We start from the raw sequence: 24,232 nt of genomic DNA, 5'->3' as shown, positions 1-24,232 counted from the left end.
AAGCGGCCGCGCGAAACATTTACCGCCCAGAAAACATAAACAAGCTGTGCGGAAGACACGCCGAAAGAGAGGATCGAAATGCGTATTTCCACCCGTCTGCTCGCTGCTGCATCGATTGCCGCGATGTCACTTTTCTCCGGTGCCGCATTGGCGCAGGATAAACTGGTCATCGGCACGGAAGGCGCCTACCCACCCTTCAACGTTCTTGAAGCAAACGGCACCCTGACCGGCTTCGACATCGACATTGCCAAGGCACTGTGCGTAGAAATGAAGACAGAGTGCACCTTTGTCACCAACGACTGGGACGGCATCATCCCTGCCCTTCAGTCCAAGAAGTTCGACGCAATCGTCGCCTCCATGTCGATCACGCCGGAGCGCCTCGAGAAGGTCGATTTCTCCAAGAAATACTACAACACACCGCCAGCCATTGCCGTCCCAAAGGACAGCCCAGCCAAAACTGTTGAAGACCTCAAGGGCAAGACAATCGGCGCGCAGGGTTCCACCACCCACGCAAACTATGCCGAAAAGCATCTCGCTGATTCCGAGTTGAAGCTTTACCCGACGGCTGACGAATACAAGCTCGACATCACCAACGGCCGCATCGATGGCGTCATCGACGATATCGTTGTGCTGTCGCAGTGGGTTAAGTCGGACGCCGGTGCTTGCTGCAAAATCCTGACGCCAATGCCGGTTGATGAAGAGATCAACGGTCAGGGCGCAGGCATTGCCGTTCGCAAGGGCGATACCGCTCTTGCCGACAAGTTCACGGCTGCAATCGCTGCAATCCGCGCAAGCGGCGAGTACAAGAAGATCAACGACAAGTACTTCGACTTCGACGTTTACGGCAAGTAAGCGATTGCTTGTTGAAATAATGTGGCGGGAGGCTTGCCCTTCCGCCATTTTTGTTTGAGAACAAGGTCATAAAACAATACGAGACAAGCGGCGAAGACCGCAGGGGAAATTGGCATGAGCGGAGCATTTTCCGCCATAGGTTCGTTCTGGACCTATCTCACTTATCTCTTCGATCCATTCTGCGGACCAGCTGGCATTTTCTCTCTTCTGGGCAACGGAACACTCGTTGCCTGTGGGGATGCAGGCTGGGGTGACGAAATCGCCTTCGGCGTCAAGATCACCATTTCCGTGGCGCTGGCGACCCTGCCGATTGGTCTCACCATCGGCTTCCTTATCGCTCTTGCTGCCCAGTCGGAGGAAAAATCCCTGCGGCTGGCCGCCGGTATCTACACCACTATTTTCCGCGGTCTGCCGGAATTGCTGACGCTGTTCATTGTCTATTACGGCATCCAGATGCTGTTGCAGTCGGTGGGAAGTTATGTGGGCATCACCGGCCCGATTGAGATCAACGCATTTGTGGCCGGCATGATTGCTCTGTCGGTCGTGTTTTCGTCCTATGCCTCGGAAGTCCTGCTTTCGGCGTTTCGCGCCATCCCCAAGGGACAATATGAGGCGGGTGATGCGCTGGGAATTCCGCGCAGCCGAACCATGGTCCTCGTTATTATTCCGCAACTAGTGCGCATCGCCCTGCCCGGTATGACGAACCTTTGGATGATCCTGTTGAAGGATACGTCATACGTCTCCATCATCGGCCTATCGGATATTTTGCGCCAGACCGGCATCGCTGCACGTGTCAGCAAGGAAGCCTTCTTCTTTTATGGCATAGCCTGTCTGCTCTACCTTGTCCTCGCGCTCATCTCATCCTTCGGTCTTGGTTTTATCGATCGCTGGTCGCGCCGTTCGGAGGCGAAGCGATGAGCCACGCCGAGCAATTGATTCCGCCCCGCCCTGCTCCGCCACCGCTGACGAAACCCCTGTCGGTCTCAAAGATCGCGGGTTACACCGTCACAGGCCTATGGCTGCTGCTGGGCCTGGGCCTCGTATATTCCATGATCGTCGGCTGGGATCTGGACAAATTCACACGCTACGGACCGCGTTATATCGATGGCCTGATCACCACGATGACGCTGGTCGGAACGTCCATCATTCTCGGCGCTGTTTTGTCGCTGCCACTCGCCTTTGCCCGCATGTCACCAAACCGGATTATCGGTACGCTGGCCTATGCCTATGTCTATCTGTTTCGAAGCACGCCTTTGCTGGCACAGTTGTTCCTCATTTATTATGGCCTCGGTAGCTTCCGGCCAGAACTGCAAGAGGTCGGATTGTGGTGGTTCTTCCGGGAAGCCTGGTATTGTGGGCTTCTTTCGTTGACACTCAACACCGCAGCCTATCAGGCTGAAATTCTGCGCGGCGCAATTCAGAGTGTTCCGAAGGGTCAGCATGAAGGCGCGGCCTCGCTTGGTATTTCCAAGGCCGTCACATTCTGGAAAGTCGTTCTACCGCAAGCCATGATCGTGGCGCTACGCCCCTATGGTAACGAGATCATTCTGATGATCAAGGGATCGGCCGTCGTGTCCATCGTCACGGTTTTCGACCTGATGGGCCAGACCCGCTACGCTTTCTCCCGCACCTTCGACTATCAGTCCTATCTGTGGGCCGCGATTTTCTATCTCTCCATCGTGGAGATACTGCGTCACGTCTGGGCAGCGATTGAAGCGCGGTTGACCCGCCACCTCAGGCGATAACAGCCTTTGGCAGCACTCCTCTAACAGGAATGCTAACATACTGAAGTTATGACATATTTTTGACAGTTCGCCAAATTGTTAAGTTTCGGTTAACCATGTCATGTTCCCATGGTCTCGGGTAGTTTTGTGATGCCCGCGACCACAACAAGGGAGCAGCCAGCATGAACCAGGACATGGAAATGATGCTCAAGGGCTATGGCATGACCACGGCCGAAATCTTGTACCGCATGCCGGATCATCCCGTCGTTCTGCAAACCTACCTATGGCAGAACTACGATCTGGCACCGGATTTCCCTGAAATGCGCGGCTTCCTCAAATTCTGGCAGGAAAAGCTGGACGGCCCGCTGCACTCCGTTCGCTATGTCCACCGCAAGCTGATTTCAGCGCAGGAATGGCGTTCGCTCAAGGGTGAGTTCATTCTGCACTGACAAAACAAGGATTGCACGTCACGGCGTTGCGGCTTAAGCAGGCTTCGAATTTTCATGAAAGCCCGGATGCCAGCTATGACGAACCAGAAGATCGATGAAGAAGCCCTAGCAGAAGCCTATAACCGCGCCTTGGCGCTGGAAAAGGCAGGCGACATCGACGCTGCCGTGAAGGCCTATGAAGAGGTTTTAGCGATCGACCCGGAAGATCATGGCGGCGCCGCCGTACGCATTGCTTCCATGGGACGTGGCGATACACCATCCAAGGCACCGGACGCCTATGTCGAAACCCTGTTCGACCAGCAAGCCGAAGCGTTTGAAGATATCCTGGTCGAGCAACTGGGTTATGCGGTGCCGATGATCGTTCGGCAGCGCCTGCAAGCGCTGGAACTCGGCCCCTTCAAACGCGTGCTCGATCTCGGCTGCGGCACTGGCTTGACGGGTGAAGCTTTGCGCGACATGGCGGACGATATCACCGGCATCGACATTTCCGAAAACATGGTCGAGATCGCTCATGAAAAGGAGCTTTACAAAACGCTCTACGTCGCGGAAGTCGAAGACTTTCTCGAAGACAATGACGACGAGCCCTTCAACCTGATTACAGCGACCGATGTGCTGCCCTATCTCGGCGCGTTGGAGCCGATCTTCTTCGGCGCTGCGGAAAACATGGTCGCCGGCGGTCTGTTCATTTTCTCGTCGGAAACTTTACCGCAGGACGTCCTGGCGGACCGCCCCTACATGGTCGGCCCACATCAGCGCTTCGCCCACTCGGAAACCTATGTGCGCGAACGTCTCGCCGCGACGGGTTTCGAGATCATTGAAGTCACAGATATCAACGTGCGCATGCAGGACGGACATCCGACGCCGGGCCATCTGGTGATTGCGAAGTTCAAGGGATGAAAAAGACGCCGTCATGCCGGGGCCTGCCTCGGCATGACGGTGGTTAAGAGTGCGCCCGACTTGAAGAGGCGCAAACGCCCTTACGAATCGTCGCCGGACTTCGCGTTGTCCAGTTGCATGTAATCGAGCGGCAGTTCCGTCGTGTATTTGATCTGCTCCATGGCGAAGACAGAGGATACGTCTCGAATTTCGATCTTGGCGATCATGCGCTTGTAGAAGGCATCGTAGGCGGCAATATCCGGTACGACGACGCGCAGAAGATAATCCACATCACCGCTCATGCGGTAGAACTCGACCACCTCCGGAAACTCGGAAACGACCTCGGAAAAGCGCTTCAACCACTCGATGGAGTGCGACGCGGTGCGGATGGACACGAACACCGTGACCTTGGTGTTGACTTTGCCTGGGTCGAGAAGCGCGACACGGCGACGGATGACACCGTCTTCTTCCATTTTCTGGATACGGCGCCAGCACGGGGTCGTGGACAAGCCAACCTTCTTGGCAAGGTCCGCGACGGCCAAAGTGGAATCTTCTTGCAGAATGCGCAGTATTTTACGGTCGAGACGGTCCAATCTTCTCTCCTCCGGAATTATTTTCCTTTGTTTACACGAAATAAAAGAGAAAAAAAGAAATTTGTTTCAGGATGTGAGTCTTTCCACATCTTGACGCAGCACGGGCAGCAGATTTTCCTCGAACCACGGGTTTTTCTTCAGCCACGCACTGTTGCGCCAGCTAGGGTGCGGCAAAGGCAGGATAGAAATGCCATGATTGGTGTAGCGGTAGCTGCGCCAGTTCTGCACCGTCTCGGTCATCGTTTTCATGCGTCGTACACCCAGATGCCAGCTCTGCGCATACTGACCGATCGCCAAAACCAGCTCGATCTGCGGCATGACCTGCATAACGCTCTCGCGCCAACGCGGCGCGCATTCCGCGCGTGGAGGCAAGTCGCTGCCCTTGGCATCATATCCCGGGAAACAGAAGCCCATCGGCATGATGGCAAACTTGTCGGCATCATAAAACGTCTCGCGGTCTAGGTTAAGCCAGTCGCGCAAACGGTTGCCCGATGCATCGTTGAAGGGCAAGCCACTCTCATGAACCCGCAGCCCTGGTGCCTGTCCCGCGATCAGGATTCTCGCCGTACCGGAAATAACAGCAACCGGACGCGGCTCATGCGGCAGGCGATCCACCTCACCCTTGCGCGGCGCATCACGACAGATGCGACATCGAGCAATGTCCCGCCGCAGAGTTTCGATCTCCTGTAGGCCCGCTTTTAGCAACATCGCGAAACCCTACCAGCCGAGAACATGGCGGACCAGACTGATAACGCCCGCAAGCGGTACATCCATGTCTGCCGCCTTGTGCTCGCGCCGCCAGTCTCTCGGGTTTTCAAACGTGCCTGCCCATATCCCTGCGCGTCTGGCTTGAGCCAACGCCTGCTCACCGGAAAACAGGAAATATTCGGTCGTCACGGCAAAACCACCTGCGACCATTTCGCCGGCGATGTCTTTGTCGCCGATGGAACAGCGCACCAGCAGGCGCTTATAACGGTCGCGGTCTTTGCCGGAACATTCGACTGCGCCGGTTTGAAGCAGCATCTTCAGATACTCTTTGGCTTGCGCACCGCATGGCCACTCTGCCCCATTGCTCATGCAGTTCTGGCTCATCTCCGGCGCATCGATACCGATAAGGCGAAGCCGTTTGCCATCATAGGCAAGGGTATCGCCATCCACCGCGCTGAAGCGACCTGTAAATCGCTCTTGATTTATCCCGTCGAGCTTTGCGGCAATCAGCGTACCCATCACCAGAATGAGAGCGGCGATGAGGCCATCTTTCAGAAAATGGAAGGGCTTACGTGAGCTCTTTCTCATGTACAAATAAACCCTTTTCAGAAATGGCAAACAAATCCTTTAGCGGCAGCATCTTCTTAAGAATTTGCCATTAGGCTGCAAGTCTTTAGATCACCAGCGTTGTGTCAATGAGTAAAAGCGCTAGCACCACTGCCGACAAGAACATCGTTGACCGGTCACGGACGCGACGCAATAAGGCTGTCTTCGACACGGTCAAATTGACCCGTGAGCGTTTGCAATACGGCCCTGTCGGCACGAATGTCTTCGAACGCGACATGCTGCAAATGCACATTGCGGAGACATTGCAGAGCGCAACGATCATGCCTCTGTTTATCGTTCTGGCAACGGGCGTTGGCATCTATATCAGCCGCGACCCGCAAATCCTCGGCTGGTCTGTGCTGGCTTTGACGGCACATGCCTTGGCCCTGATTTTTGCGCGCAAGGCATCACGTCATGAGATAACGGCTTCCAACATCTCGACATGGCACAATATATTTCTCGCTACCCAGATCGTCATCGGCCTCGTCTGGGTCTTGTTTGCCCTTCAGAAAATAGAGCCGGGCGACGCATCGCTCATTACATTCTACAAGGGCGCGACTCTGCTGATTGCGTTGTCGATTACGGCAACATCGAATTTCCTGCTGCGGCGCGCGACGTTGATGACGTTCCTGCCCGTGCTGGTCGCGCTGAGCGTAACTGCCGTCCTGTCGCGAAGTCCGATGGAGATCGGTCTTGCGCTGATGTTTTCCATGGCAATGCTGTTCTGCCACCATATCACGAAGCGGCTTTATCTCTCCAGCATCAAGCTTCTGTCCTTCCAGTCGGAAAAAGACGACCTGATTGCCGAGCTTGAAGTGGCAAAATCCATGTCGGATGAGGCCCGGCGGCGCGCCGAGGAAGCCAACATGGCGAAATCCCGTTTTCTGGCGTCCATGTCCCATGAATTGCGCACACCGCTGAACGCGATCCTCGGCTTTTCGGAGGTCATGGCATCGGAGGTTCTGGGGCCACTCAACAATCCTCTTTATAAAGAGTATTCGGGCGATATTCACAGGTCCGGTCAGCATCTGCTCGACCTGATCAACGAAATCCTCGATCTTTCCCGCATCGAGGCCGGTCGTTATGACCTGCACGAGGAAGCAGTGGCGCTGCTGGAAATCGCCGATGATTGTGTGGGCATGATCCAGCTTCGCGCGCGTGGCAAGAACATCCGCATCTCGCAGCAATTCGAAACCACCCTGCCCCACGTCTGGGCGGATGAAAAAGCGATCCGTCAGGTCATTCTAAATCTTCTGTCGAACGCCGTGAAATTCACCCCCCAAGGCGGGGAAATCTTCATTAAGGCGGGCTGGACGGCAGGTGGTGGTCAATATGTGTCGATCAAGGATAACGGCCCCGGTATCCCCGAAGAGGAAATCCCGGTTGTTCTGTCAGCCTTCGGCCAGGGATCGATTGCCATCAAGAGTGCCGAACAGGGCACGGGCCTTGGGCTTCCCATCGTGCAAGCCATTCTCGCCAAGCACGATGGTCAGTTCGTGCTGAAATCCAGACTGCGGGAAGGTACGGAAGTCATCGCCATTCTGCCAGCAAAACGCGTGCTGCAAAGCATTCCCGCCGTAGAAGACGTGCAGGTGGTCCAGCCGCGCAAGCGATCTTTCGCTTAAATCATCACGAATGAGAAAAACAGCGTGCTGATCAGCGAGTAAAGCACGAAACCACCATTCGCGAGCAGAAGGCAGAAAACGGCAAAGGAGCCGAGATCCTTGGCGTTACGTGCAGCCGAGGAAAACTCAGGTGAGACGCGATCGACGATTTCCTCGATGGCCGTATTCAGAGATTCCACGGAAAACAGCAAAAGCATCAGCACTGCGAATATCAGATAATGCGTCACAGGTGCGCCGATCACGCCCAGCAGCACCAGCCCAGCACCAAATGCCAGTACCTCATGGCGGAAGGCTGCCTCTTTCCACAGACGCGAAAGTCCTTGCGCCGAATAACGCGCTGCGGCGAAGAGATGCCGAAACCCGGTCTCCTTGTGGAAAACGGGCTCAGGCGAAGGCGTGGTGTGCGGGTTATCCATGGTGATCTCAGTGGTCTTTGCGGGTATCGACACCCGCTGCTGCAAAGGTCGCCATACCGGAATGGCAGGCAGCTGCGGACTTAACGATACCGGCTGCAAGTGCCGCACCAGTTCCCTCACCCAGCCGCATACCGAGTGCCAGAAGCGGCGTCTTGCCAAGCTTCTCAACCGCGGCCAGATGTCCCGGTTCGCCGGATACGTGTCCGATGAGGCAATGGTCGAGCGCAGCAGGATTGGCAGCCTTCAAAAGCGCAGCAGCAGCCGTTGCCACGTAGCCGTCGATCAACACTGGAATTTTCTCAATGCGCGCGGCAAGAATGGCACCCGCCATGGCCGCGATTTCGCGACCACCGAGACGGCGCATGATTTCCAGCGGATCGGACAGATGGTCCTTGTGGAACGCCACGGCAGCCTTCACGGCAGCAATCTTGCGGGCCATGACATCCCCTTCAGAACCCGTGCCGGGCCCCGTCCACTCTTCCGCCGTGCCGCCATACAGTGCCAGGTTGATTGCCGCGGCAATCGTGGTGTTGCCGATACCCATTTCACCGATGCAGAGAAGATCGGTGCCACCGGCAATCGCTTCCATGCCAAATGCCATGGTGGCGGCGCAATCGCGCTCTGACAGCGCCGGCTCCGTGGTGATGTCGCCGGTGGGGTAGTCCAGCGCCAGATCGAAAATCTTCAGGCCCAGATCATGCGTGACGCAAATCTGGTTGATGGCGGCACCACCAGCAGCGAAGGTTTCCACCATCTGCTGAGTGACTGACGAGGGATAAGGCGTAACGCCATGGCGTGTGACGCCGTGGTTCCCCGCAAAAATCGCCACCAAAGGACGATTGACCGCAGGTGCGCGACCAGACCATGCCGCAAGCCACATGGCGATCTCTTCCAGACGACCCAGCGAACCGGCGGGCTTGGTCAATTGCGCGTTACGCTCTTTGGCAGCAACAAGCGCAAAGGTATCCGGGCCTGGAAGGTCACGCAACAGCGTGCGAAAATCATCAAAAGGCAATCCGCTCATGCTCATGATATCGGTCTTTCTCATCACGCCGGACGCTTGTGTTTTCCGGCAAATCGGTCTTTGTTGCGCTTCTCATAATAGGGGATGCGCAGAGGAACAACCTCAAATGCAATAAGCGCCTTCTCAACTAAAGGAGAGACGATTGCGGGTTGGGGATTTTATGACGGATATGATGCGCTCGCTGAGCTTTCTCAGCCGCATCCCCGTAAACGACATCTTCTTCGAAGACGACCAGCGCCCCTTGGGCCAGATGGTGCGCGCCTTTCCCGTCGCAGGCCTGCTGATCGCTCTTCCCTCGGCATGTCTCGCAGCCCTGTTTGCCAACATGCATGCAGACCCGCTGATGTCGGCTGCTATCGTGCTGGGCGTTGCGACCCTGATAACCGGCGCGCTGCATGAAGACGGCCTCGCCGACACGGCAGACGGCTTTGGTGGGGGAAGAACCAAGGAACATGCGCTCGATATCATGAAGGACAGCCGCATCGGCACCTATGGTGCCATTGCGCTCGTCTTGTCTTTCCTCATCAGGGCAACAGCCATTGCCGTCCTGTTTCGTGAGATATCGCCATCCGGCATAGCCACTGCCCTGATTGCCACGGCGTGTTTTAGCCGCGGGCTGATGGTCTGGCACTGGCAGGCGCTGCCACCGGCAAGAGAAGGCGGCATAGCGGCCTCTGCGGGACAGCCGGGTGAACGCGAACGCAAGGGCGCATTGACATACGGCTTAACCATCGCAGTTTTTCTCAGCCTGCCGTTCTTTTCACCATATCTCCTCGTGGTGGTGACCGCAGCGGCATTCGCAGCGACCTATCTGTTCAACCGCCTCTGCTCCCGCAAGATTGATGGACACACCGGCGACACCATCGGCGCGACCCAGCAGATCACAGAGATCGTGATGCTGGTAGGACTTGCTCTCATTGCGTGAAATGTCGATATAAAGTCATGGAAACACCCTGTATCGACGTGTGCTCGCTCGACCCTCAAAACGACCTGTGTATCGGCTGCTATCGGACCATAGACGAGATCATGGCATGGTCACGCTATACGGATGCGGAGCGTCACAAAATCATGGGCGAACTTGCGAGCCGGTCGGACCGGCAGCATTTGGGAACCCCTCAGGAGACGGCGAACGCATGAACCGACTGATTTTCGTTTTTCTCGTGCTGGGCATTGGCCTTGTGCTGCTGATCATCAATAACGACAGCGGCCAGACATTCGGCATCAGCAACGAGCAATTCGGACGAATGGTTTATCTCGTACCGATCGCAGCACTTTTATCGGTCGGCATATTGGCCGGAAATCGGGGTGGCCTGGGAACGGCTTTGCGCCAACTCGCCATCTGGCTCGTCATCATTCTCAGCCTCGTCGCCATCTATCTTTATCGTTATGATTTCCAGCGCGTTGGTGAAAGGGTTTTGGCGGGATTGATCCCCGGGCGCGCCGTCGTCGTGACGACCCGCAGCGGCGAACAGGAAGTCATTCTCAACAAATCCATAAGCGGCCATTTCGAGACAAATGCGCAGGTCAATGGCGGTACCGTGCACATGCTGGTCGATACCGGCGCAAGCTCGGTCGTGTTGGCAAGAGCGGATGCCGAAGCCGTCGGCGTCAACGTGGACAATCTGTCCTATACGGTCACGGTTATGACCGCCAATGGCCGCACGTCGGCTGCACCTGTCCGTCTGTCAGAGATTGCCATCGGCCCGATCGTTCGGCGCAATGTGCAGGCACTGGTCGCGCAGGATGGTCAACTGGACCAGAGCCTGCTGGGCATGACGTTCCTCTCCACCCTCGGCTCGCTCCAAATGCAGACCGATGAGCTGAGACTACGCGACCAATAAAACCCCGATCAGATTTCGCTGAACTGTTTGGCGCGCGGACCCGAGAGAATGACTTCCCAGGCGGCCTTGTTGCTAAAATTCTGACGCGCCAGGAAGGTGTAGCCGGTGCGATCCCACGATTTGATCGAACTGGTCATATTGTCGAGAATGTAATCGCCATCTGAAAGCCGCACCATCAAGACCGCATGGTTGTTGCCGCCACGATCGAGCACGACGGACATGGCCATTTTGCTGGCGGGGAAACCTGCATCCAGCAACGCCTTGGTCTTGGCCATGGCGTAGTCTTCGCAGTCACCGCGCCCATCCTTTGGCAGGGTCCAGTAATTGCTGCGCCCATAGACGACGCTGTCTTCCGCTGGACGGATTGCAGCGTTGACCTGACGATTGACCTTGGTCACGAGAGCAAGCGCATCGCTGTCGCTTATCTTAACACCGGCTTTGGCGCTGCATAACCAGCCGTAGCGTTGACAGGCGGAGGAAAAGCCTTCTGGTGCCGCGATGGAGCGGGTCGCCTGAAGCTGCCCTGCGGAAACATTAGAGCAAAGCGTTGCCGCGCCCAGAAGAGCGAAAGCTAAAACAGAAATCTTCATGATAATGCCAGTTCCTTCAAGGTAGCCTGGTGATCCAAGGGTACGGCTCTCTGTCGGCCGCCCGATTCACGCAATAACAAGTAGGCATTCACACTGAAGGTGACCCGACGTCACGCCGTACTCTAACTAAAAGCACCTTAAAAACACGCCTAAGCTCACCTCTTTGCATGATTAGCCTAAAATATCAAAAAAAAATTAACGTACCCCGTTGTGGTGCGTGCCAAATCGGGAAAAATCCGGAACGCAATAAACATTCCAAACCAAATTACGGAGCTCAAGCCAAACTACAAAACGATCTAAAATTAGAAAAAAATCCTCACACAGAGGTAATACTTTTGATAAATACCGCCGTAAACCTAGCTCATTATAGCTAAAGTCAAGGTATTAGTACGAAATAATCACAGTATATCATCAGGTTGTGGATAATATTTCCTTAATATAGCCTCCAGAATGCGGTCATACACTGCCAATCAATGGAGGAATCCCATGAGCAGTAAGATAACAACTGTGTTCTCGTGTATTGCAATCTTGCTGTCCAGCACCACACTGGTAACGGCACAAACGCGTCCACAAAGATGCGACCGGGTTAGGCCCGGAACTCTGGAAGCAGCCCTTTGCAGGCCAACGGCAACCATCCCCACAATCGCTGACAATCAGGGCGACAACGACAGAAACAACGGAAGCCCTGTAAGCGGTAATCCTGGTGGCGGCAGCAACCCTGGAGGTGGCGGTAACCCTGGAGGTGGCGGTAACCCTGGAGGTGGTGGTAACCACGGCGGTGGCGGCAACCACGGCGGTGGCGGCAACCACGGAGGTGGCGGTAACCACGGCGGTGGTGGCAATCACGGCGGTGGTGGCAACCACGGCGGTGGCGGCAATCACGGTGGTGGTGGTAATCACGGCGGCGGCGGTAATCACGGTGGTGGCGGAGACCACGGCGGCTGGGGCGGCGGGGGTAATGGCAACGGCGGTGGAAATGGCAATGGTGGAAGCCACGGCGGTCACGGCGGTGGCAACGGTAACGGCGGTGGTAACGGCAATGGTGGAAACCATGGCGGCGGTCATAATGGTGGCGGCCAAGGCGGCTGGGGTGGCGGTGGCCATGATGGCGGCAATGGTAACGGCAGCGGAAATGGCAACGGCGGTGGCAATGGTAATGGCGGAAGCCATAGCGGCGGCGGCCAAGGTGGCGGTGGTCATGATGGCGGCAGCGGTAATGGTAATGGTAACGGTGGAGGCAACGGCAATGGCAATAGCGGAAGCCATGGCGGTGGCGAACATGGCGGCAACCAAGGCCAAGGCCATGACAATGGAAACGGCAATGGTAGCGGCAACGGCAACGGTGGTGGCAATGGGAATGGGAATGGTGGCGACCACGCCGGCTGGGGCGGTGGCGGCCATGGCAACGGCGGTGGTCATGGTGGCCACGGCGACGTCAATCCAGCCTGAATGCCTCAAAAACGAAAACTGGCAGCTTATGCTGCCAGTTTTCCAAAAGATCAAAAAGACTGGATGATTTGACTATCCGGATTTGGGCCGCCTTGAGCGGCCCATTTTATTGAAACTCGAATATCTGGCGGAACACGCCCGGAGCGATCAGTGACAATGGGTTGATTGCCAGACGCGGCGCATCGGTCTGGCCCGTAAGCTTGAACGTTATGCCCAGCAAGCCGCGATCGCGGCCATTACCAAGGAAGATGCCGATAAACGGCAGCTCACCGAAAAGGCGGTTCAAACCATAGGCCGGCATGAACGTCCCCGTCATGTCCATATTGCCGTTCTGGTCCTTTACAATACCCTGGAATGTTGCACCGATCTGCTCGCCTCTGATGACACCGTTTTCCAACGCCAACGTGCCGTTGACATAGACCACGCGCGCAAAACCACGCTGGAACTTTTCAGAGCTGACATCGATATTTCTGCGGACGGCAGTATTGAGGCTTCGTCCGTCCTGCCCCGTCGGTGTGGCAACGATATCCTGAAGCTTGGCTTCATTGAGTACGGCGAAATTGCGCAAATCGAGAGAACCGCTCCAATCGTTGCCATTGGCAGTCGTCAGCGCCAAATTCATCAGGCCGCCACGAACGCGCGAGTACAGATTGGTAAAGCGGGCGAATGAGCCTGCGTCGCTGCTGGTGAGATTGATGGTACCGCCATCGCCGCGATTGATGGTTTGCGCCACCAGAGCCTGTCCCCGACTGGTGACGGCTTTCAGATCGATCGTGCGCAGCTTGCCATCGCGAAGATTGATGTCCGCATTGACGTTGCTCATCACCTCGTCGTTGAAGCCGTAAATTTTGTCGAGCTGCGTCTTGATGGAGAACGAGCCAAAATCGCTGCTGCCGGATGGTGATGGTGACGACGCTCCTCCGTTCTTCGCCGAAGAACTGCGCAGCCTTGCAATAAGTGGCCTCAAGTCGGCGGACTTGCCGCTTGCCGTGACCGAATAGTTCTTTCGCGATGACGAGATGGCGACGGCAAAATCATCCTGCGGTGATAGCTGGAAGCGCGTGAAATTTGCCGATGTCAGGCCAGACTTATCGAACGCCAGATCACCGGCTGCACCAAAACCATCACCTTTCAGGGAGAAGTTGCTGACCGTAGTGCGTCCATCCACTGTCTCCATCACGAAAGAGGCGTTGGCAGGAATGCCCGCGCCCTTGGTCCAACCAATACCTGGTAACACTATGGACGCATCGGATAAATCCAGCTTGACGGTCTGACGGCGCATATCGCTGCTGTTGATTTCGAGCAGGGTCGTGCCACCCAAAAGCTTGGTCAACTCAGGGGCCAGCTTTGCGATCTGGCCGGGCTCCAGCGTTGCCTTGAGCGCTAGCTGCCGGGCTACCGTGCTGGCCTTACGGGTCGGCTGCACAAGGTCGAGGTCCATTGTAACACCGTCGACACGCGCCTTGCCTTTCAGGCGAAGCGCATCGTTATCGATGGAAAGCGGGCCGTTGATCGATGTGATCTCACGACCGGCAAAGGGGCGCGTCAAGGAGACATCAGCGAGGTCCAGCCGCGCCGTCCAGACCGGTGGCGGTGGCTGCTGGCTGGCGAGCAGGCCGATTGTCAGTTTGGTATTTGCTTTGACCTGCCCGGTGAAATCGCCCGGTTTGAATTCCGTATCTTTCAGCGCGTTGATGGGCTGGAACGTCGCCAATTCCGCCACCGCATCCGCTGCCCCTGCAACGTTGAGATCGAGATTCGCCACCAACGGCTTTTGGTAGACCGACTTGATCGAGAATTTGCTGTTATCCAATGCAAGTGTGCGGCCCGATGGGAAGAACGACGTCGCCTTGACGATATTGACGTCAATTTTTTCACCGACCAGCTCAAAATGCGCGGAAGCATCCCGCAGCGGCGGTATGTCGCCAGCGACGTTCAGGCGCGTATTGTCCACATCGAACTTGATCTGCAATTCGCCAGCGGAAAGCTCGAGCGGGCAGCCGGGACCGCACATCCGTCCCTGTGGAATGAAAACAGCAATGGAGCCGTTTCTGACCGTGCCGCCGAACAGATTGGCGACGACCCAGGGACGTGCCTTGCGCGCCATCCAGAACGGCCACAATTGCTTGACCGCCGCAGCTTCCATCTTGGCGATCTGCCCGCCGAAACTGATTTCCGGAGAGCCCTGCCCGAAGAAATGCACCTTGAGTGAACCGGCCATGTCGCCGAGGTCACTTTTCACATAGAGTCCGGGAACATCGAGCTGGTGTGTGGTCTTGTCGAACGATCCGTCAGCTTGGAGATTGAAGGTGACCGGCGGCTCCCCCCCTCCTTCGGCGACTGCCGTTGCCTGCTCCATGCGAATACCGAGATCGAAGCCGGCTGCGTTATCTTTGATCTGTCCGCGAAGGGGCAAGATGGTTTGCCCCAGCGTCAGCCGGGAATTGTCGATGGCAATAACGCTGTTATCGAAGTCGTACCGCGCATTGATCTGCCCGTTGGAAACGGGTTGCGCATCGCCACCGATATAGAGTTTGCCATCGCCGATGCCGAGCGACACCGAAAGCGCAGGCTTTGCGTCGCCCCCCCCCCTGCTCCCGATGATGTTGATGCCGGCTTTGACGTTGAGGCCCTGATGCATGAGGCCTTCAGGATCGTGCTGTTCTACAAGTGGTCCGATATCGAACCCATCGAGCCTTCCATTGAAACGATCGATACTGCCATCGGCACCCTCCGCGGCAAGCGAAAGGGTCGCCACCTCTCCGTTGAAGGCGACATTGCCATCCAGCGTGTAGCCGCCTGCGTCATCCGGCACCAGAGAAAGCTCACGAAGCGAAATCGTCCGCAACCGGCCATCTTCTCTTGGCGGCAGACGAATGGCGATATCGGACAGATCGATTTCCTGCGTTCCGCTGCGTACGAACGCCTGGGCAAAGCCGTCCAACTGCGTAAAGGCAACATTCAAATATGCGGGAATGTCATCGACGCGGACTTTTGCCAGATTAAACCCCTGCCCCTTAGGCAGAAGCGCCGTATCCAGCTCCATACCGCTGGCTTCCAGGCTTCGAACCGAGACGCGGCCCGTTAACAGTGCCAGCGGGTCGAGCGCCATACCGATGGCGCGAGCGCGGCTGAGATGCTGGCCGGTATCCTGCTCGATGATGTCGACATTCTGAGCCACCAGTGCCAACTGAAAACCGGACGCAAACCGCACGGAGGTCGAACCGATCCGGGCCTCGTAGCGCGGACCAAGTGCTTTTTCGAGCGCCTGTCTGGCCTGGCCGGAAAGCGCACCGTCGATGGAGCCCGTCTCGATGGAAAGAATGATGCCGCCGATGGAAATAAAGGCCAGAACCACCAAGGCCACGAACACTTTCAAAAGCGAACGCATCATGGAACGGGGCCGCGGGCAATGTACGATGATGGGGTCTTCCGCCTGGGCAGAGGGCATCGCATGCAGCGGCGTAATATCGCGCTTGCTGAAGCTTACCTTTTCGCCACGAATTTCCGCCATCCGCCTGTGCTTCCTCCCGGAATTGCCACGGCCCTGAAAACCACCATCAGTGCCTATTCGGAGTGACGGTCTCAACCAATCACACCGTCTGACTCGCCACAAGACTGGACGAAGCTCTTATTCGGTATATATCGAATACTGGCCCATTTACTCAACAATTCGGCGAAAGAAAGGTCACCCCATGACAGATTTGAATGTTGGCGATAAGGCTCCGGATTTCACCCTGCCCCGAAACGGCGACGGCGATGTCACCCTGTCGGGCCTGAATGGCAAGGCCGTGGTCCTTTACTTCTACCCGAAGGACGACACATCCGGCTGCACTGCGCAAGCCATTGATTTCAGCGCGATGGGCGCGGAGTTCGAGGCAGCCAATGCCGTGGTGATTGGCATCTCGCCCGATTCGGTCAAAAGCCATGACAAGTTCGCCGCCAAACACGCTCTCACCGTCATGCTGGCATCAGACGAGGAACGGCAGGTTCTGGAGGCCTACGGCGTCTGGAAAGAAAAAAGCATGTATGGTAAAAAATACATGGGCGTAGAGCGCACGACCTATCTCGTTTCACCGGATGGCAAAATTGCGCAAATCTGGAACAAGGTTAAAGTTCCCGGCCACGCACAGCTCGTTCTCGACGCGATCAAAGCTCTCTAAGACGCATCCAGTCCGACAAAGTCAAAACTTCGTTAACCTTAACAAATTACTATCCAGCCGAACGAGATGTCGGCTGGAGGATGGATTTTGACGGAAGCGGGTAAAAGCCTGGCATTTGGCAAAAAACGCCAGCAGCACGTCCTGATTCTGGCGAGTGGCGAAAAGGTTCGCCACATCACAATTCGCCCATGGCTTGCGGTGACTGCCTTCTGCATGGCCGGATTGCTCAGCGTCGGCTATATCGGCTCCACGGCCTACCTTATTCTTCGCGACGATCTGGTTGGCGCGACCATTGCCCGCCAGTCTCGTATTCAACGCGAATATGAAGACCGCATCGCCGCCCTTCGCGCGCAGGTGGACCGCGTTACCTCCAAGCAACTGCTGGATCAGCAGGCGGTGGAGCGCAAGGTCGAGAAGCTGCTGGCGCAACAAAAAGACCTCACCTCCCGTCATGGCCGCATGAGCGACCTTCTGGAACGCGCCGAAAAATCAGGCGTGTCGGGCACGGTCGAAGAGCCCCGCCCGGTCAACGCATATTCACCGGACAAAAGAGCCAGCCTCTCTGGCGCATCGAAAGCAATCGACAGCGTCCTGGCATCGCCCTCCACTGGACTTAAAGGTAGCATCGGCTACACCTCCAAGAGCGAAAAACTGTCGGAGCGCAGCCTGTCGAGGATGGTGGCCTCCCTCAGCAAAGTCGAAAACGAGCAGTTGATCCGAATCGCTTCGCTCACATCAGGCGCTGAAACAAAAGCCGACGCTATGGCCGACATCATCCGCAGGACCGGCATCAAGATTGACGACTCAGCCTCCCAAAACGTTGGGGGCCCTTTCGTGGAACCGATGAAGGCGAGCGCTGCGACCTTCGAAGAGCAGCTCAGCAACCTCGACACGGCACTTAGCCGGCTTGAAACCGTGCGCGGAGCCGCTGTTTCGCTTCCATTTGGCAATCCTGCCCCCGGTAGCGACGTGTCCAGCCGATTCGGAAACCGCATCGACCCGTTCCTCGGTCGTCTTGCGTTGCATGCCGGCATAGATTTCGTCGCCCAAACCGGCGCAGAGGTGCACACCACAGGCGCTGGAACCGTGACCAACGCTGGTTTTTCAGGCGGTTACGGCAACATGGTCGAGGTCGATCATGGCAAAGGCATCACCACCCGTTACGGTCATCTGTCGCAAATTCTCGTCAAGGAAGGCGACAAGGTCGCGCTGGGTGAGGTCATCGGCAAGGCTGGCAGCACAGGCCGCTCAACCGGTCCACACGTGCACTATGAAGTGCGCTTGAACGACAACCCGGTCGACCCGACTCGTTTTCTTGTTGCCGGAACCGAGCTGAAAACCTATCTTCAATAGAACAGCCGGTGTGACGCCAACGTGGCTATTATGACCAATACAATTGCCAGCCTCACCATTATCAGTGCGGCAACCTGTATTATTTTGGGATAAATCCCTGTTTCCTTGACTTTCTGGCTAATTCGGCCTATTTCGCCGCTACAGTCTGCGGCGTCGCCGTTATGACAGCTAAGTGTTCTTTTCGAACCAACACGGAAACAGTTTTTCCTTTGACAACATTCTCTGATCTTGGCCTGAGCCAAAAAGTTCTTTCTGCTATCGAAAGTGCCGGCTACACGACACCGACACCTATTCAAGAAGGTGCGATTCCGCCAGCGCTGGAACGACGCGATATCTGCGGCATCGCGCAGACGGGTACCGGCAAAACGGCATCCTTCGTGCTGCCGATGCTGACTCTTCTCGAAAAAGGCCGTGCGCGCGCAAGAATGCCGCGAACCCTTATTCTCGAGCCAACGCGCGAACTCGCAGCACAGGTTGCCGAGAATTTCGAGAAATACGGCAAGAACCACAAGCTCAACGTTGCGCTTCTCATCGGTGGCGTGTCCTTCGATGAACAGGACCGCAAGCTGGAGCGCGGCGCAGATGTTTTGATCTGCACCCCCGGCCGCCTGCTGGACCATTGCGAACGCGGCAAGCTTTTGATGACCGGCGTCGAAATCCTCGTGATCGACGAAGCCGACCGCATGCTCGACATGGGTTTCATCCCCGATATCGAACGCATCGCGAAGATGATTCCCTTCACCCGTCAGACGCTGTTCTTCTCGGCCACCATGCCGACCGAAATTCAGAAGCTGGCCGATCGCTTCCTGCAGAACCCGGTTCGCATCGAAGTCGCTAAGCCATCGTCCACGGCCAAGACCGTCACGCAGCGTATCGTCGCTACGCATGACAAGGATTATGAGAAGCGCGCCATTCTTCGCGATCTCATCAATGCACAGACCGACCTCAAAAATGCGATCATCTTCTGCAATCGAAAGAAGGATGTCGCTGACCTGTTCCGCTCGCTTGAGCGTCATGGTTTCTCGGTTGGCGCTCTGCACGGTGACATGGACCAGAACTCGCGCACAAAGATGCTGGCGGGTTTCAAGGATAACCAGATTACCTTGCTCGTCGCGTCCGACGTTGCTGCGCGCGGTCTCGACATTCCCGATGTCAGCCACGTCTTCAACTTCGACGTTCCGATCCATGCGGAGGACTATGTTCACCGTATCGGTCGTACAGGTCGTGCGGGTCGTTCCGGCGCTGCGTTCACGCTCGTCAACCGCCGCGACACGAAGTATCTCGACGCCATCGAAAAGCTGATCAACGAAAAGATCGAATGGTTGAGCGGTGATCTGACTGCACTACCAGCGCCGATGGAAAGCTTTGCCAGCGAGCGTCCACGCCGTGGCAAGGAAAAAGAGCAACGCGGTCGCGGTCGTGACAGAAACCGTCGCGATGCTGCTCCGCAGGTAGATGTTCAGGCCGCAGCTCCGCAGCCTGTCATCGAAGAAAAAATCATTCAGCCAGCCGCCATTGTAGAAATCGCGGCCAATGGAGGCGACAAGTTGAAGGCAGAACGCAAGCAAGAAAGAGCACCTCGCAATTTCGAGCGGAACCACAACGCGACACCGCCTGCGAACGACGATAATCGTCGCCGCCACTACCGCGACTATGATGATGGTCCGACGCCAGTTGGTTTCGGTGATGACATTCCCGCGTTCATGTTGATCGTGGCAAGCGCTAAAGCCTGACGATGAAGCCTGGTATTGATACTCCAGGCGTAGGCTCCGGCCTTGTCATCGAGCGCGATGGCAAGGTGCTACTCTACAAGCGGGTCAAGCCGCCGGAAGCAGGACATTGGAGCATCGTCGGCGGCAAGGTGGACCATATGGAACCCGCCGCTGCCGCTGCCAAACGTGAGGCCGAGGAAGAAACCGGTCTTACCATCGGCGACGTCCGTTTTCTTTGCATTAGCGAACAGATCATCCCCGCGGATGGGCAGCACTGGTTGTCGCTCATTTACGTGGCTGATGATATCAAAGGCGAACCAAGCCTGACCGAACCCGACAAATTGTCGGATATGGGCTGGTTCGACCTCGAAGCTCCTCCTCATCCCCTATCGCTTTTTGCCCAAGATGCTTTTCGGCACTTGCGCCAACATCGCTCGTGACGGCCTATATCGCTGAAAATACGCGAAAAATTATCGTGATGCGCGTTTTCAAGGCCATTTCCTCTTTTGCAAACCGTCTGGTGTCGATACACATCGCAGCATAGGAAGAGGAAACCCGCCGCACGATGCATTTATTTCGCCTGCTCACCATTGCCGCCAGCCTGGCCTTAGCCGGCACCGCAAGTGCTGCGACAATCGGCGTTGTCGCGCCGCAAAGCGGTGCCTATGAGATGCTGGGCTCTCAGGTTCGCCAGGGCGTCAAGATTGCAGCGGCGAAAGCGGGCCTCGACGTGATGGAAATTCACGAGAGCTGTGAAGAAGGAAGCGGCGGGGCGATTGCCGATGGGCTGATTGCGGCCAAGGTCAGCATCGTGGTCGGCTTTCTGTGCACTGAAACACTGAGCGACGCGCTACCGACACTGAAAGACGCGGCTATTCCGACGATAACGCTTTCGAGCCGTGCCTCAGGCCTCATGGAGGATGCTCTGAAACGCGGCTGGCCGCTTTTCCGGCTTGCACCATCCGATACGGGCGAGTCGGATGCAGCGATTGAGACAATGCTGAGAGATTGGAAGGGCCATTCCTTCGGCCTCATCGATGACGGCACGATCTACAGCCGCGAACTGGTGGATCGCATTCGCGCCAAGTTGGAAGAATCCGGCCTCAAGCCAACATTTACAGACACGTTGCGCCCGTCGCAGGAGCAACAGGTTGCGCTGGTGAGGCGATTGAGCCGCACCGGCGTCACCCACGTCTTCATTGGTGCGGAACGCAATGATGTCGCCATCATCGCCCGGGATGCGGCGGCCGAAAAAACGCCTCTGACCATTTTGTCGGGTGACACGATGAGAGCGGCCAACACGCCCGTTGCCTTGCAGCCAGGCGTACTCGCCATTACCACCCCTGATTATGCCACCCTTCCTTCTGCAGCAGATGCGGTCAAAGACCTGCGCGCTGCCAAGATCGAGCCGGAAGGCTATGCCCTGCCCGCCTATGCCGTAACGCAGATTGCGGCGAAGCTTGTCGAACTGAGCCAATCAGAGGGCAAGCCAGCGCCAGCCGTACTGGTTGGCACCGCATTCGAAACCGCCATCGGCCAGATTACTTTTAACGACAGGCACGAGCTTCAAACCAATCCCTATCGCCTACAGCAGTGGAATGGTACCACCTTCGTTCCTGTGGACCGTGCCGAACGCTAGGACCAATAGAAGGCTCGGCGATTGTTGATCCTGCGCGTCGGTGATAAAGGCGTGCAAAACCTTTGTTCTAGGAGCTTTTGCAGATGTCTCTTCCCGTGCGGATCGCCCCATCCATACTCGCCGCCAATTTTGCAAAACTCGGACAGGAAGTGGCCGATGTCACGGCCGCCGGTGCCGACTGGATCCACCTCGATGTCATGGACGGCCATTTTGTCCCGAACATCTCCTTCGGACCTGATGTCATCAAGGCGCTTCGCCCCCACAGCCAGGCTTTCTTCGACTGCCACCTGATGATCGCACCTGCCGATCCCTATCTCGAAGCCTTTGCCAAGGCTGGATGCGACGGCATCACGGTTCACGCCGAAGCGGGACCGCACCTGCATCGCTCGCTACAAACCATCCGCTCGTTGGGCAAGAAGGTCGGCGTCACGCTGAATCCGGCCACACCGCTTTCGGTATTGGAAAACGTGCTCGATGATGTCGATCTCATCCTCATCATGAGCGTCAACCCCGGCTTCGGTGGCCAGAAATTCATCCCTGCTATGCTCGACAAAATCCGCGCCGCAAAGTCCCTGATCGGTGACAGGCCGATAGAACTCGAAGTCGATGGCGGCATTACCATAGCGACAGCGGGAAGCGCGATTGCTGCCGGTGCCAACGTGCTGGTCGCAGGCTCTGCGATCTTCAAGGGGGACGGTGTCGAAGACTATCGCACGATGGTCAGCGCCGTTCGCGCCGCCGCAGAACAGGGCCGTGCCTAAAGCACGTCATCAAGTGGCGGCTCCTGCCCTCCGCCACTTTCTACCTCGGCCTTCGAATGCGTTGAGATTGCCGGAACACTTTGCTAAAGGGGCAGAAATATTCCTTCCTAGAGAAAGTCATTGCCATGATCCCTCGTTATTCCAGACCGGAAATGGTCGCAATCTGGTCGCCGGAAACCAAGTTCCGCATCTGGTTCGAAATTGAGGCGCATGCCTGCGACGCGCTGGCACAGATCGGCGTTATTCCCAAGGAAGCCGCCAAGACCATCTGGGAAAAGGGGGGTGCTGCCCAGTTTGACGTCGCCCGCATCGATGAGATCGAAGCCGTCACCAAGCATGACGTCATCGCCTTCCTCACCCATCTGGCGGAATTCGTCGGCCCGGATAGCCGCTTCATTCACCAAGGCATGACATCGTCTGACGTTCTTGACACGACGCTCAACATCCAGCTCGTGCGTGCCGCCGATCTCCTGATCGCCGATATGGACCGTGTTCTCGCGGCCCTCAAGACACGAGCCTTCGAGCACAAGGACACTGTCCGCATCGGCCGCAGCCACGGCATCCATGCCGAGCCGACGACGATGGGCCTGACCTTTGCTCGCTTCTATGCCGAAATGGACCGCAACCGCGCGCGTCTCGTCAATGCCCGCGCCGAAATCGCGACCGGTGCCATTTCCGGTGCTGTCGGCACCTTCGCCAATATCGATCCATCTGTCGAAGAACACGTCTGCAAGGCGCTCGGCCTGTCGCCGGAGCCTGTGTCTACACAGGTCATCCCGCGTGACCGCCACGCCATGTTCTTCGCCACGCTTGGCGTTATCGCGTCTTCTATCGAAAACGTCGCCATCGAAATCCGCCACATGCAGCGCACCGAAGTTCTGGAAGCCGAAGAGTTCTTTTCTCCCGGCCAGAAGGGTTCCTCGGCCATGCCGCACAAGCGCAACCCCGTGCTGACCGAAAACCTAACCGGCCTTGCGCGTCTGGTGCGCATGTCGGTCGTTCCGGCCATGGAAAACGTTGCCCTCTGGCACGAGCGCGATATCAGCCATTCCTCTGTCGAGCGCGCCATCGGCCCTGACACAACGATCACGCTCGATTTTGCGCTGAACCGTCTGGCCGGCGTTGTCGAGAAGCTGGTGATCTATCCAGACAACATGCTCAAGAACATGAACAAGTTCCGCGGCCTCGTCCACTCGCAGCGCGTTCTGCTGGCGCTGACCCAAGCTGGTGTCTCGCGTGAGGATTCCTACCGTCTCGTCCAGCGCAACGCCATGCGTGTGTGGGAGGAAGGCAAGGACTTCCTTGAGGAGCTTCTGGCCGATGAAGAAGTCCGCGCTGCTCTGCCTGAAGAAAAAATCCGCGAGAAGTTCGATCTAGGCTATCACACCAAGCATGTGGACACGATTTTCACCCGCGTTTTCGGCAACGCCTGAGGTCAGGAGGGGCGAGACCCTTTCCTACATTCCGTCATCCCGCACCTGATGCGGGATCCAGTCAGCCCAAGTCCTTGGGCTGAAAGAACTTTACACGCCGCGCAGACGCGCGGTAGCTGGACCCCGCATCAAGCAACCGTTGACGATCAAGTAAAAGCAGGGTCTGTTTTTGCGATTGCGTTGAGGATGGTTATGAGCTTTCGGATTGTTGCGACGATGGCGATCTTAAAGGTTTTTCCGTTGCTGCGCAGGCGCTGGTAGAAAGTGCCGAGAATGGGATCCTTGATCTTGATTGCGCTCAGCGCGGCCATGTAGGCAATGTCGCGCAGATGCTTGCGTCCTCCAGAGCATTTGCCTCTGCGGTTCGAACTGCCGGATTGGCGCGCATGGGGAGCAACGCCCAGAAGGGCTGCAATGG

Annotated in this window: 25 protein-coding genes; 16 read left to right on the top strand and 9 right to left on the bottom strand. The window is 56.8% G+C overall.

The features are described 5' to 3' along the window. Window positions 1-78 precede the first annotated feature (78 nt). The 5 genes from DSM25558_RS21480 to DSM25558_RS21460 all read left to right on the top strand — a co-directional run bounded on the left by DSM25558_RS21480 (window position 79) and on the right by DSM25558_RS21460 (window position 3,922). Window positions 79-852 (top strand): ABC transporter substrate-binding protein, encoded by a 774-nt coding sequence (locus tag DSM25558_RS21480; RefSeq protein ID WP_077106720.1) that lies wholly within the window; start codon window positions 79-81, stop codon window positions 850-852. Between the two features lie 114 nt (window positions 853-966). Further along, entirely contained in the window at window positions 967-1,770 is an 804-nt protein-coding gene (locus tag DSM25558_RS21475) for an ABC transporter permease (protein ID WP_077106719.1), read from the top strand. Then, on the top strand, window positions 1,767-2,597 hold the full coding sequence (locus DSM25558_RS21470) for an ABC transporter permease (protein WP_077106718.1): 831 nt from the start codon (window positions 1,767-1,769) through the stop codon (window positions 2,595-2,597). The genes DSM25558_RS21475 and DSM25558_RS21470 overlap by 4 nt, the downstream gene beginning before the upstream one ends. A gap of 161 nt (window positions 2,598-2,758) precedes the next feature. Beyond that, window positions 2,759-3,025 carry an usg protein gene (locus tag DSM25558_RS21465; RefSeq protein WP_067643449.1) on the top strand — a complete coding sequence of 89 codons (267 nt, stop codon included), beginning with the start codon at window positions 2,759-2,761 and terminating at the stop codon, window positions 3,023-3,025. A 75-nt stretch (window positions 3,026-3,100) separates the two neighbouring features. Next, window positions 3,101-3,922 carry a class I SAM-dependent DNA methyltransferase gene (locus DSM25558_RS21460; protein ID WP_077106751.1) on the top strand — a complete coding sequence of 274 codons (822 nt, stop codon included), beginning with the start codon at window positions 3,101-3,103 and terminating at the stop codon, window positions 3,920-3,922. Between the two features lie 80 nt (window positions 3,923-4,002). Here DSM25558_RS21460 and DSM25558_RS21455 read toward each other — a convergent pair whose 3' ends face one another. The 3 genes from DSM25558_RS21455 to DSM25558_RS21445 form a co-directional block, all read right to left on the bottom strand. Next, window positions 4,003-4,494, bottom strand: a complete 492-nt coding sequence (locus DSM25558_RS21455; protein WP_067643452.1) for an Lrp/AsnC family transcriptional regulator — start codon at window positions 4,492-4,494, stop codon at window positions 4,003-4,005. Between the two features lie 66 nt (window positions 4,495-4,560). After that, a complete protein-coding gene (locus tag DSM25558_RS21450; protein ID WP_077106717.1) occupies window positions 4,561-5,202 on the bottom strand; it encodes a uracil-DNA glycosylase family protein in 642 nt (213 codons plus the stop codon). A 9-nt stretch (window positions 5,203-5,211) separates the two neighbouring features. Continuing rightward, window positions 5,212-5,790 (bottom strand): thermonuclease family protein, encoded by a 579-nt coding sequence (locus tag DSM25558_RS21445; protein WP_077106716.1) that lies wholly within the window; start codon window positions 5,788-5,790, stop codon window positions 5,212-5,214. Between the two features lie 107 nt (window positions 5,791-5,897). On the opposite strand from DSM25558_RS21445, the gene DSM25558_RS21440 reads away from it, so the two are divergent. Next, complete coding sequence (locus DSM25558_RS21440; protein WP_077106715.1) at window positions 5,898-7,433, top strand: sensor histidine kinase; 1,536 nt, start codon at window positions 5,898-5,900, stop codon at window positions 7,431-7,433. Here the strand turns inward: DSM25558_RS21440 and DSM25558_RS21435 are convergent. Together DSM25558_RS21435 and cobT are read right to left on the bottom strand one after the other, a co-directional pair. Further along, entirely contained in the window at window positions 7,430-7,849 is a 420-nt protein-coding gene (locus DSM25558_RS21435) for a diacylglycerol kinase (protein WP_077106714.1), read from the bottom strand. The genes DSM25558_RS21440 and DSM25558_RS21435 overlap by 4 nt on opposite strands. A 7-nt stretch (window positions 7,850-7,856) precedes the next feature. Beyond that, entirely contained in the window at window positions 7,857-8,879 is a 1,023-nt protein-coding gene (gene cobT, locus DSM25558_RS21430; protein ID WP_077106750.1) for a nicotinate-nucleotide--dimethylbenzimidazole phosphoribosyltransferase, read from the bottom strand. A gap of 154 nt (window positions 8,880-9,033) precedes the next feature. Here cobT and DSM25558_RS21425 point away from each other — a divergent pair, with 154 nt between their 5' ends. The 3 genes from DSM25558_RS21425 to DSM25558_RS21415 are packed head-to-tail and all read left to right on the top strand — an operon-like array spanning window position 9,034 to window position 10,714. Then, entirely contained in the window at window positions 9,034-9,798 is a 765-nt protein-coding gene (locus DSM25558_RS21425; RefSeq protein ID WP_200800786.1) for an adenosylcobinamide-GDP ribazoletransferase, read from the top strand. Window positions 9,799-9,815: 17 nt separating this feature from the next. Then, window positions 9,816-10,010, top strand: coding sequence for a DUF1289 domain-containing protein (locus DSM25558_RS21420; RefSeq protein WP_077106712.1), 195 nt, complete (start codon window positions 9,816-9,818; stop codon window positions 10,008-10,010). Beyond that, the gene (locus tag DSM25558_RS21415) at window positions 10,007-10,714 is read left to right on the top strand and encodes a TIGR02281 family clan AA aspartic protease (RefSeq protein WP_077106711.1); all 708 of its coding nucleotides are present in this window, start codon (window positions 10,007-10,009) and stop codon (window positions 10,712-10,714) included. The genes DSM25558_RS21420 and DSM25558_RS21415 overlap by 4 nt, the downstream gene beginning before the upstream one ends. Before the next feature lie 8 nt (window positions 10,715-10,722). Here DSM25558_RS21415 and DSM25558_RS21410 read toward each other — a convergent pair whose 3' ends face one another. The 3 genes from DSM25558_RS21410 to DSM25558_RS21395 form a co-directional block, all read right to left on the bottom strand. Further along, window positions 10,723-11,304, bottom strand: coding sequence for a transglutaminase-like cysteine peptidase (locus DSM25558_RS21410; protein WP_077106710.1), 582 nt, complete (start codon window positions 11,302-11,304; stop codon window positions 10,723-10,725). Window positions 11,305-11,760: 456 nt separating this feature from the next. Beyond that, the gene (locus tag DSM25558_RS29730; RefSeq protein WP_200800785.1) at window positions 11,761-12,732 is read right to left on the bottom strand and encodes a hypothetical protein; all 972 of its coding nucleotides are present in this window, start codon (window positions 12,730-12,732) and stop codon (window positions 11,761-11,763) included. Between the two features lie 127 nt (window positions 12,733-12,859). After that, window positions 12,860-16,267 (bottom strand): YhdP family protein, encoded by a 3,408-nt coding sequence (locus tag DSM25558_RS21395; protein WP_077106708.1) that lies wholly within the window; start codon window positions 16,265-16,267, stop codon window positions 12,860-12,862. Between the two features lie 181 nt (window positions 16,268-16,448). Here DSM25558_RS21395 and bcp point away from each other — a divergent pair, with 181 nt between their 5' ends. From bcp to purB, 7 genes are all read left to right on the top strand, one after another. Next, on the top strand, window positions 16,449-16,916 hold the full coding sequence (gene bcp / locus DSM25558_RS21390; protein ID WP_077106707.1) for a thioredoxin-dependent thiol peroxidase: 468 nt from the start codon (window positions 16,449-16,451) through the stop codon (window positions 16,914-16,916). Window positions 16,917-17,003: 87 nt separating this feature from the next. Beyond that, complete coding sequence (locus tag DSM25558_RS21385; RefSeq protein ID WP_077106706.1) at window positions 17,004-18,269, top strand: M23 family metallopeptidase; 1,266 nt, start codon at window positions 17,004-17,006, stop codon at window positions 18,267-18,269. 209 nt (window positions 18,270-18,478) lie between these two features. Further along, complete coding sequence (locus tag DSM25558_RS21380) at window positions 18,479-20,002, top strand: DEAD/DEAH box helicase (protein WP_077106705.1); 1,524 nt, start codon at window positions 18,479-18,481, stop codon at window positions 20,000-20,002. Between the two features lie 2 nt (window positions 20,003-20,004). Further along, the gene (locus DSM25558_RS21375; RefSeq protein ID WP_077106704.1) at window positions 20,005-20,421 is read left to right on the top strand and encodes an NUDIX domain-containing protein; all 417 of its coding nucleotides are present in this window, start codon (window positions 20,005-20,007) and stop codon (window positions 20,419-20,421) included. Window positions 20,422-20,546: 125 nt separating this feature from the next. Beyond that, the gene (locus DSM25558_RS21370; protein ID WP_077106703.1) at window positions 20,547-21,620 is read left to right on the top strand and encodes a branched-chain amino acid ABC transporter substrate-binding protein; all 1,074 of its coding nucleotides are present in this window, start codon (window positions 20,547-20,549) and stop codon (window positions 21,618-21,620) included. 83 nt (window positions 21,621-21,703) lie between these two features. Next, window positions 21,704-22,381 (top strand): ribulose-phosphate 3-epimerase, encoded by a 678-nt coding sequence (gene rpe, locus DSM25558_RS21365; RefSeq protein WP_077106702.1) that lies wholly within the window; start codon window positions 21,704-21,706, stop codon window positions 22,379-22,381. Window positions 22,382-22,506: 125 nt separating this feature from the next. After that, window positions 22,507-23,814, top strand: a complete 1,308-nt coding sequence (gene purB, locus DSM25558_RS21360; protein WP_077106701.1) for an adenylosuccinate lyase — start codon at window positions 22,507-22,509, stop codon at window positions 23,812-23,814. 146 nt (window positions 23,815-23,960) lie between these two features. Here the strand turns inward: purB and DSM25558_RS21355 are convergent. After that, window positions 23,961-24,232: transposase (locus tag DSM25558_RS21355; RefSeq protein WP_143240194.1), on the bottom strand; the 272-nt coding region annotated here is incomplete at its 5' end.

Source organism: Agrobacterium sp. DSM 25558, from assembly GCF_900100825.1.
GTDB lineage: Bacteria > Pseudomonadota > Alphaproteobacteria > Rhizobiales > Rhizobiaceae > Agrobacterium.
The sequence above is the reverse complement of the archived record's forward strand: the minus strand, read 5'-3'. Positions and strand labels throughout refer to the sequence as shown.

What these genes read in the sequence shown, in the direction of transcription:
- DSM25558_RS21475 (WP_077106719.1), top strand. Translation starts at nt 967, where the DNA reads ATGAGCGGAGCATTTTCCGCCATAGGTTCGTTCTGGACCTATCTCACT.
- bcp (WP_077106707.1), top strand. Translation starts at nt 16,449, where the DNA reads ATGACAGATTTGAATGTTGGCGATAAGGCTCCGGATTTCACCCTGCCC.
- DSM25558_RS21460 (WP_077106751.1), top strand. Translation starts at nt 3,101, where the DNA reads ATGACGAACCAGAAGATCGATGAAGAAGCCCTAGCAGAAGCCTATAAC.
- DSM25558_RS21465 (WP_067643449.1), top strand. Translation starts at nt 2,759, where the DNA reads ATGAACCAGGACATGGAAATGATGCTCAAGGGCTATGGCATGACCACG.
- DSM25558_RS21435 (WP_077106714.1), bottom strand. Translation starts at nt 7,849, where the DNA reads ATGGATAACCCGCACACCACGCCTTCGCCTGAGCCCGTTTTCCACAAG.
- DSM25558_RS21470 (WP_077106718.1), top strand. Translation starts at nt 1,767, where the DNA reads ATGAGCCACGCCGAGCAATTGATTCCGCCCCGCCCTGCTCCGCCACCG.
- rpe (WP_077106702.1), top strand. Translation starts at nt 21,704, where the DNA reads ATGTCTCTTCCCGTGCGGATCGCCCCATCCATACTCGCCGCCAATTTT.
- DSM25558_RS21480 (WP_077106720.1), top strand. Translation starts at nt 79, where the DNA reads ATGCGTATTTCCACCCGTCTGCTCGCTGCTGCATCGATTGCCGCGATG.
- cobT (WP_077106750.1), bottom strand. Translation starts at nt 8,879, where the DNA reads ATGAGCATGAGCGGATTGCCTTTTGATGATTTTCGCACGCTGTTGCGT.
- DSM25558_RS21375 (WP_077106704.1), top strand. Translation starts at nt 20,005, where the DNA reads ATGAAGCCTGGTATTGATACTCCAGGCGTAGGCTCCGGCCTTGTCATC.
- DSM25558_RS21425 (WP_200800786.1), top strand. Translation starts at nt 9,034, where the DNA reads ATGACGGATATGATGCGCTCGCTGAGCTTTCTCAGCCGCATCCCCGTA.
- DSM25558_RS21440 (WP_077106715.1), top strand. Translation starts at nt 5,898, where the DNA reads ATGAGTAAAAGCGCTAGCACCACTGCCGACAAGAACATCGTTGACCGG.
- DSM25558_RS21445 (WP_077106716.1), bottom strand. Translation starts at nt 5,790, where the DNA reads ATGAGAAAGAGCTCACGTAAGCCCTTCCATTTTCTGAAAGATGGCCTC.
- DSM25558_RS21370 (WP_077106703.1), top strand. Translation starts at nt 20,547, where the DNA reads ATGCATTTATTTCGCCTGCTCACCATTGCCGCCAGCCTGGCCTTAGCC.
- purB (WP_077106701.1), top strand. Translation starts at nt 22,507, where the DNA reads ATGATCCCTCGTTATTCCAGACCGGAAATGGTCGCAATCTGGTCGCCG.
- DSM25558_RS21410 (WP_077106710.1), bottom strand. Translation starts at nt 11,304, where the DNA reads ATGAAGATTTCTGTTTTAGCTTTCGCTCTTCTGGGCGCGGCAACGCTT.
- DSM25558_RS21420 (WP_077106712.1), top strand. Translation starts at nt 9,816, where the DNA reads ATGGAAACACCCTGTATCGACGTGTGCTCGCTCGACCCTCAAAACGAC.
- DSM25558_RS21395 (WP_077106708.1), bottom strand. Translation starts at nt 16,267, where the DNA reads ATGGCGGAAATTCGTGGCGAAAAGGTAAGCTTCAGCAAGCGCGATATT.
- DSM25558_RS21415 (WP_077106711.1), top strand. Translation starts at nt 10,007, where the DNA reads ATGAACCGACTGATTTTCGTTTTTCTCGTGCTGGGCATTGGCCTTGTG.
- DSM25558_RS21450 (WP_077106717.1), bottom strand. Translation starts at nt 5,202, where the DNA reads ATGTTGCTAAAAGCGGGCCTACAGGAGATCGAAACTCTGCGGCGGGAC.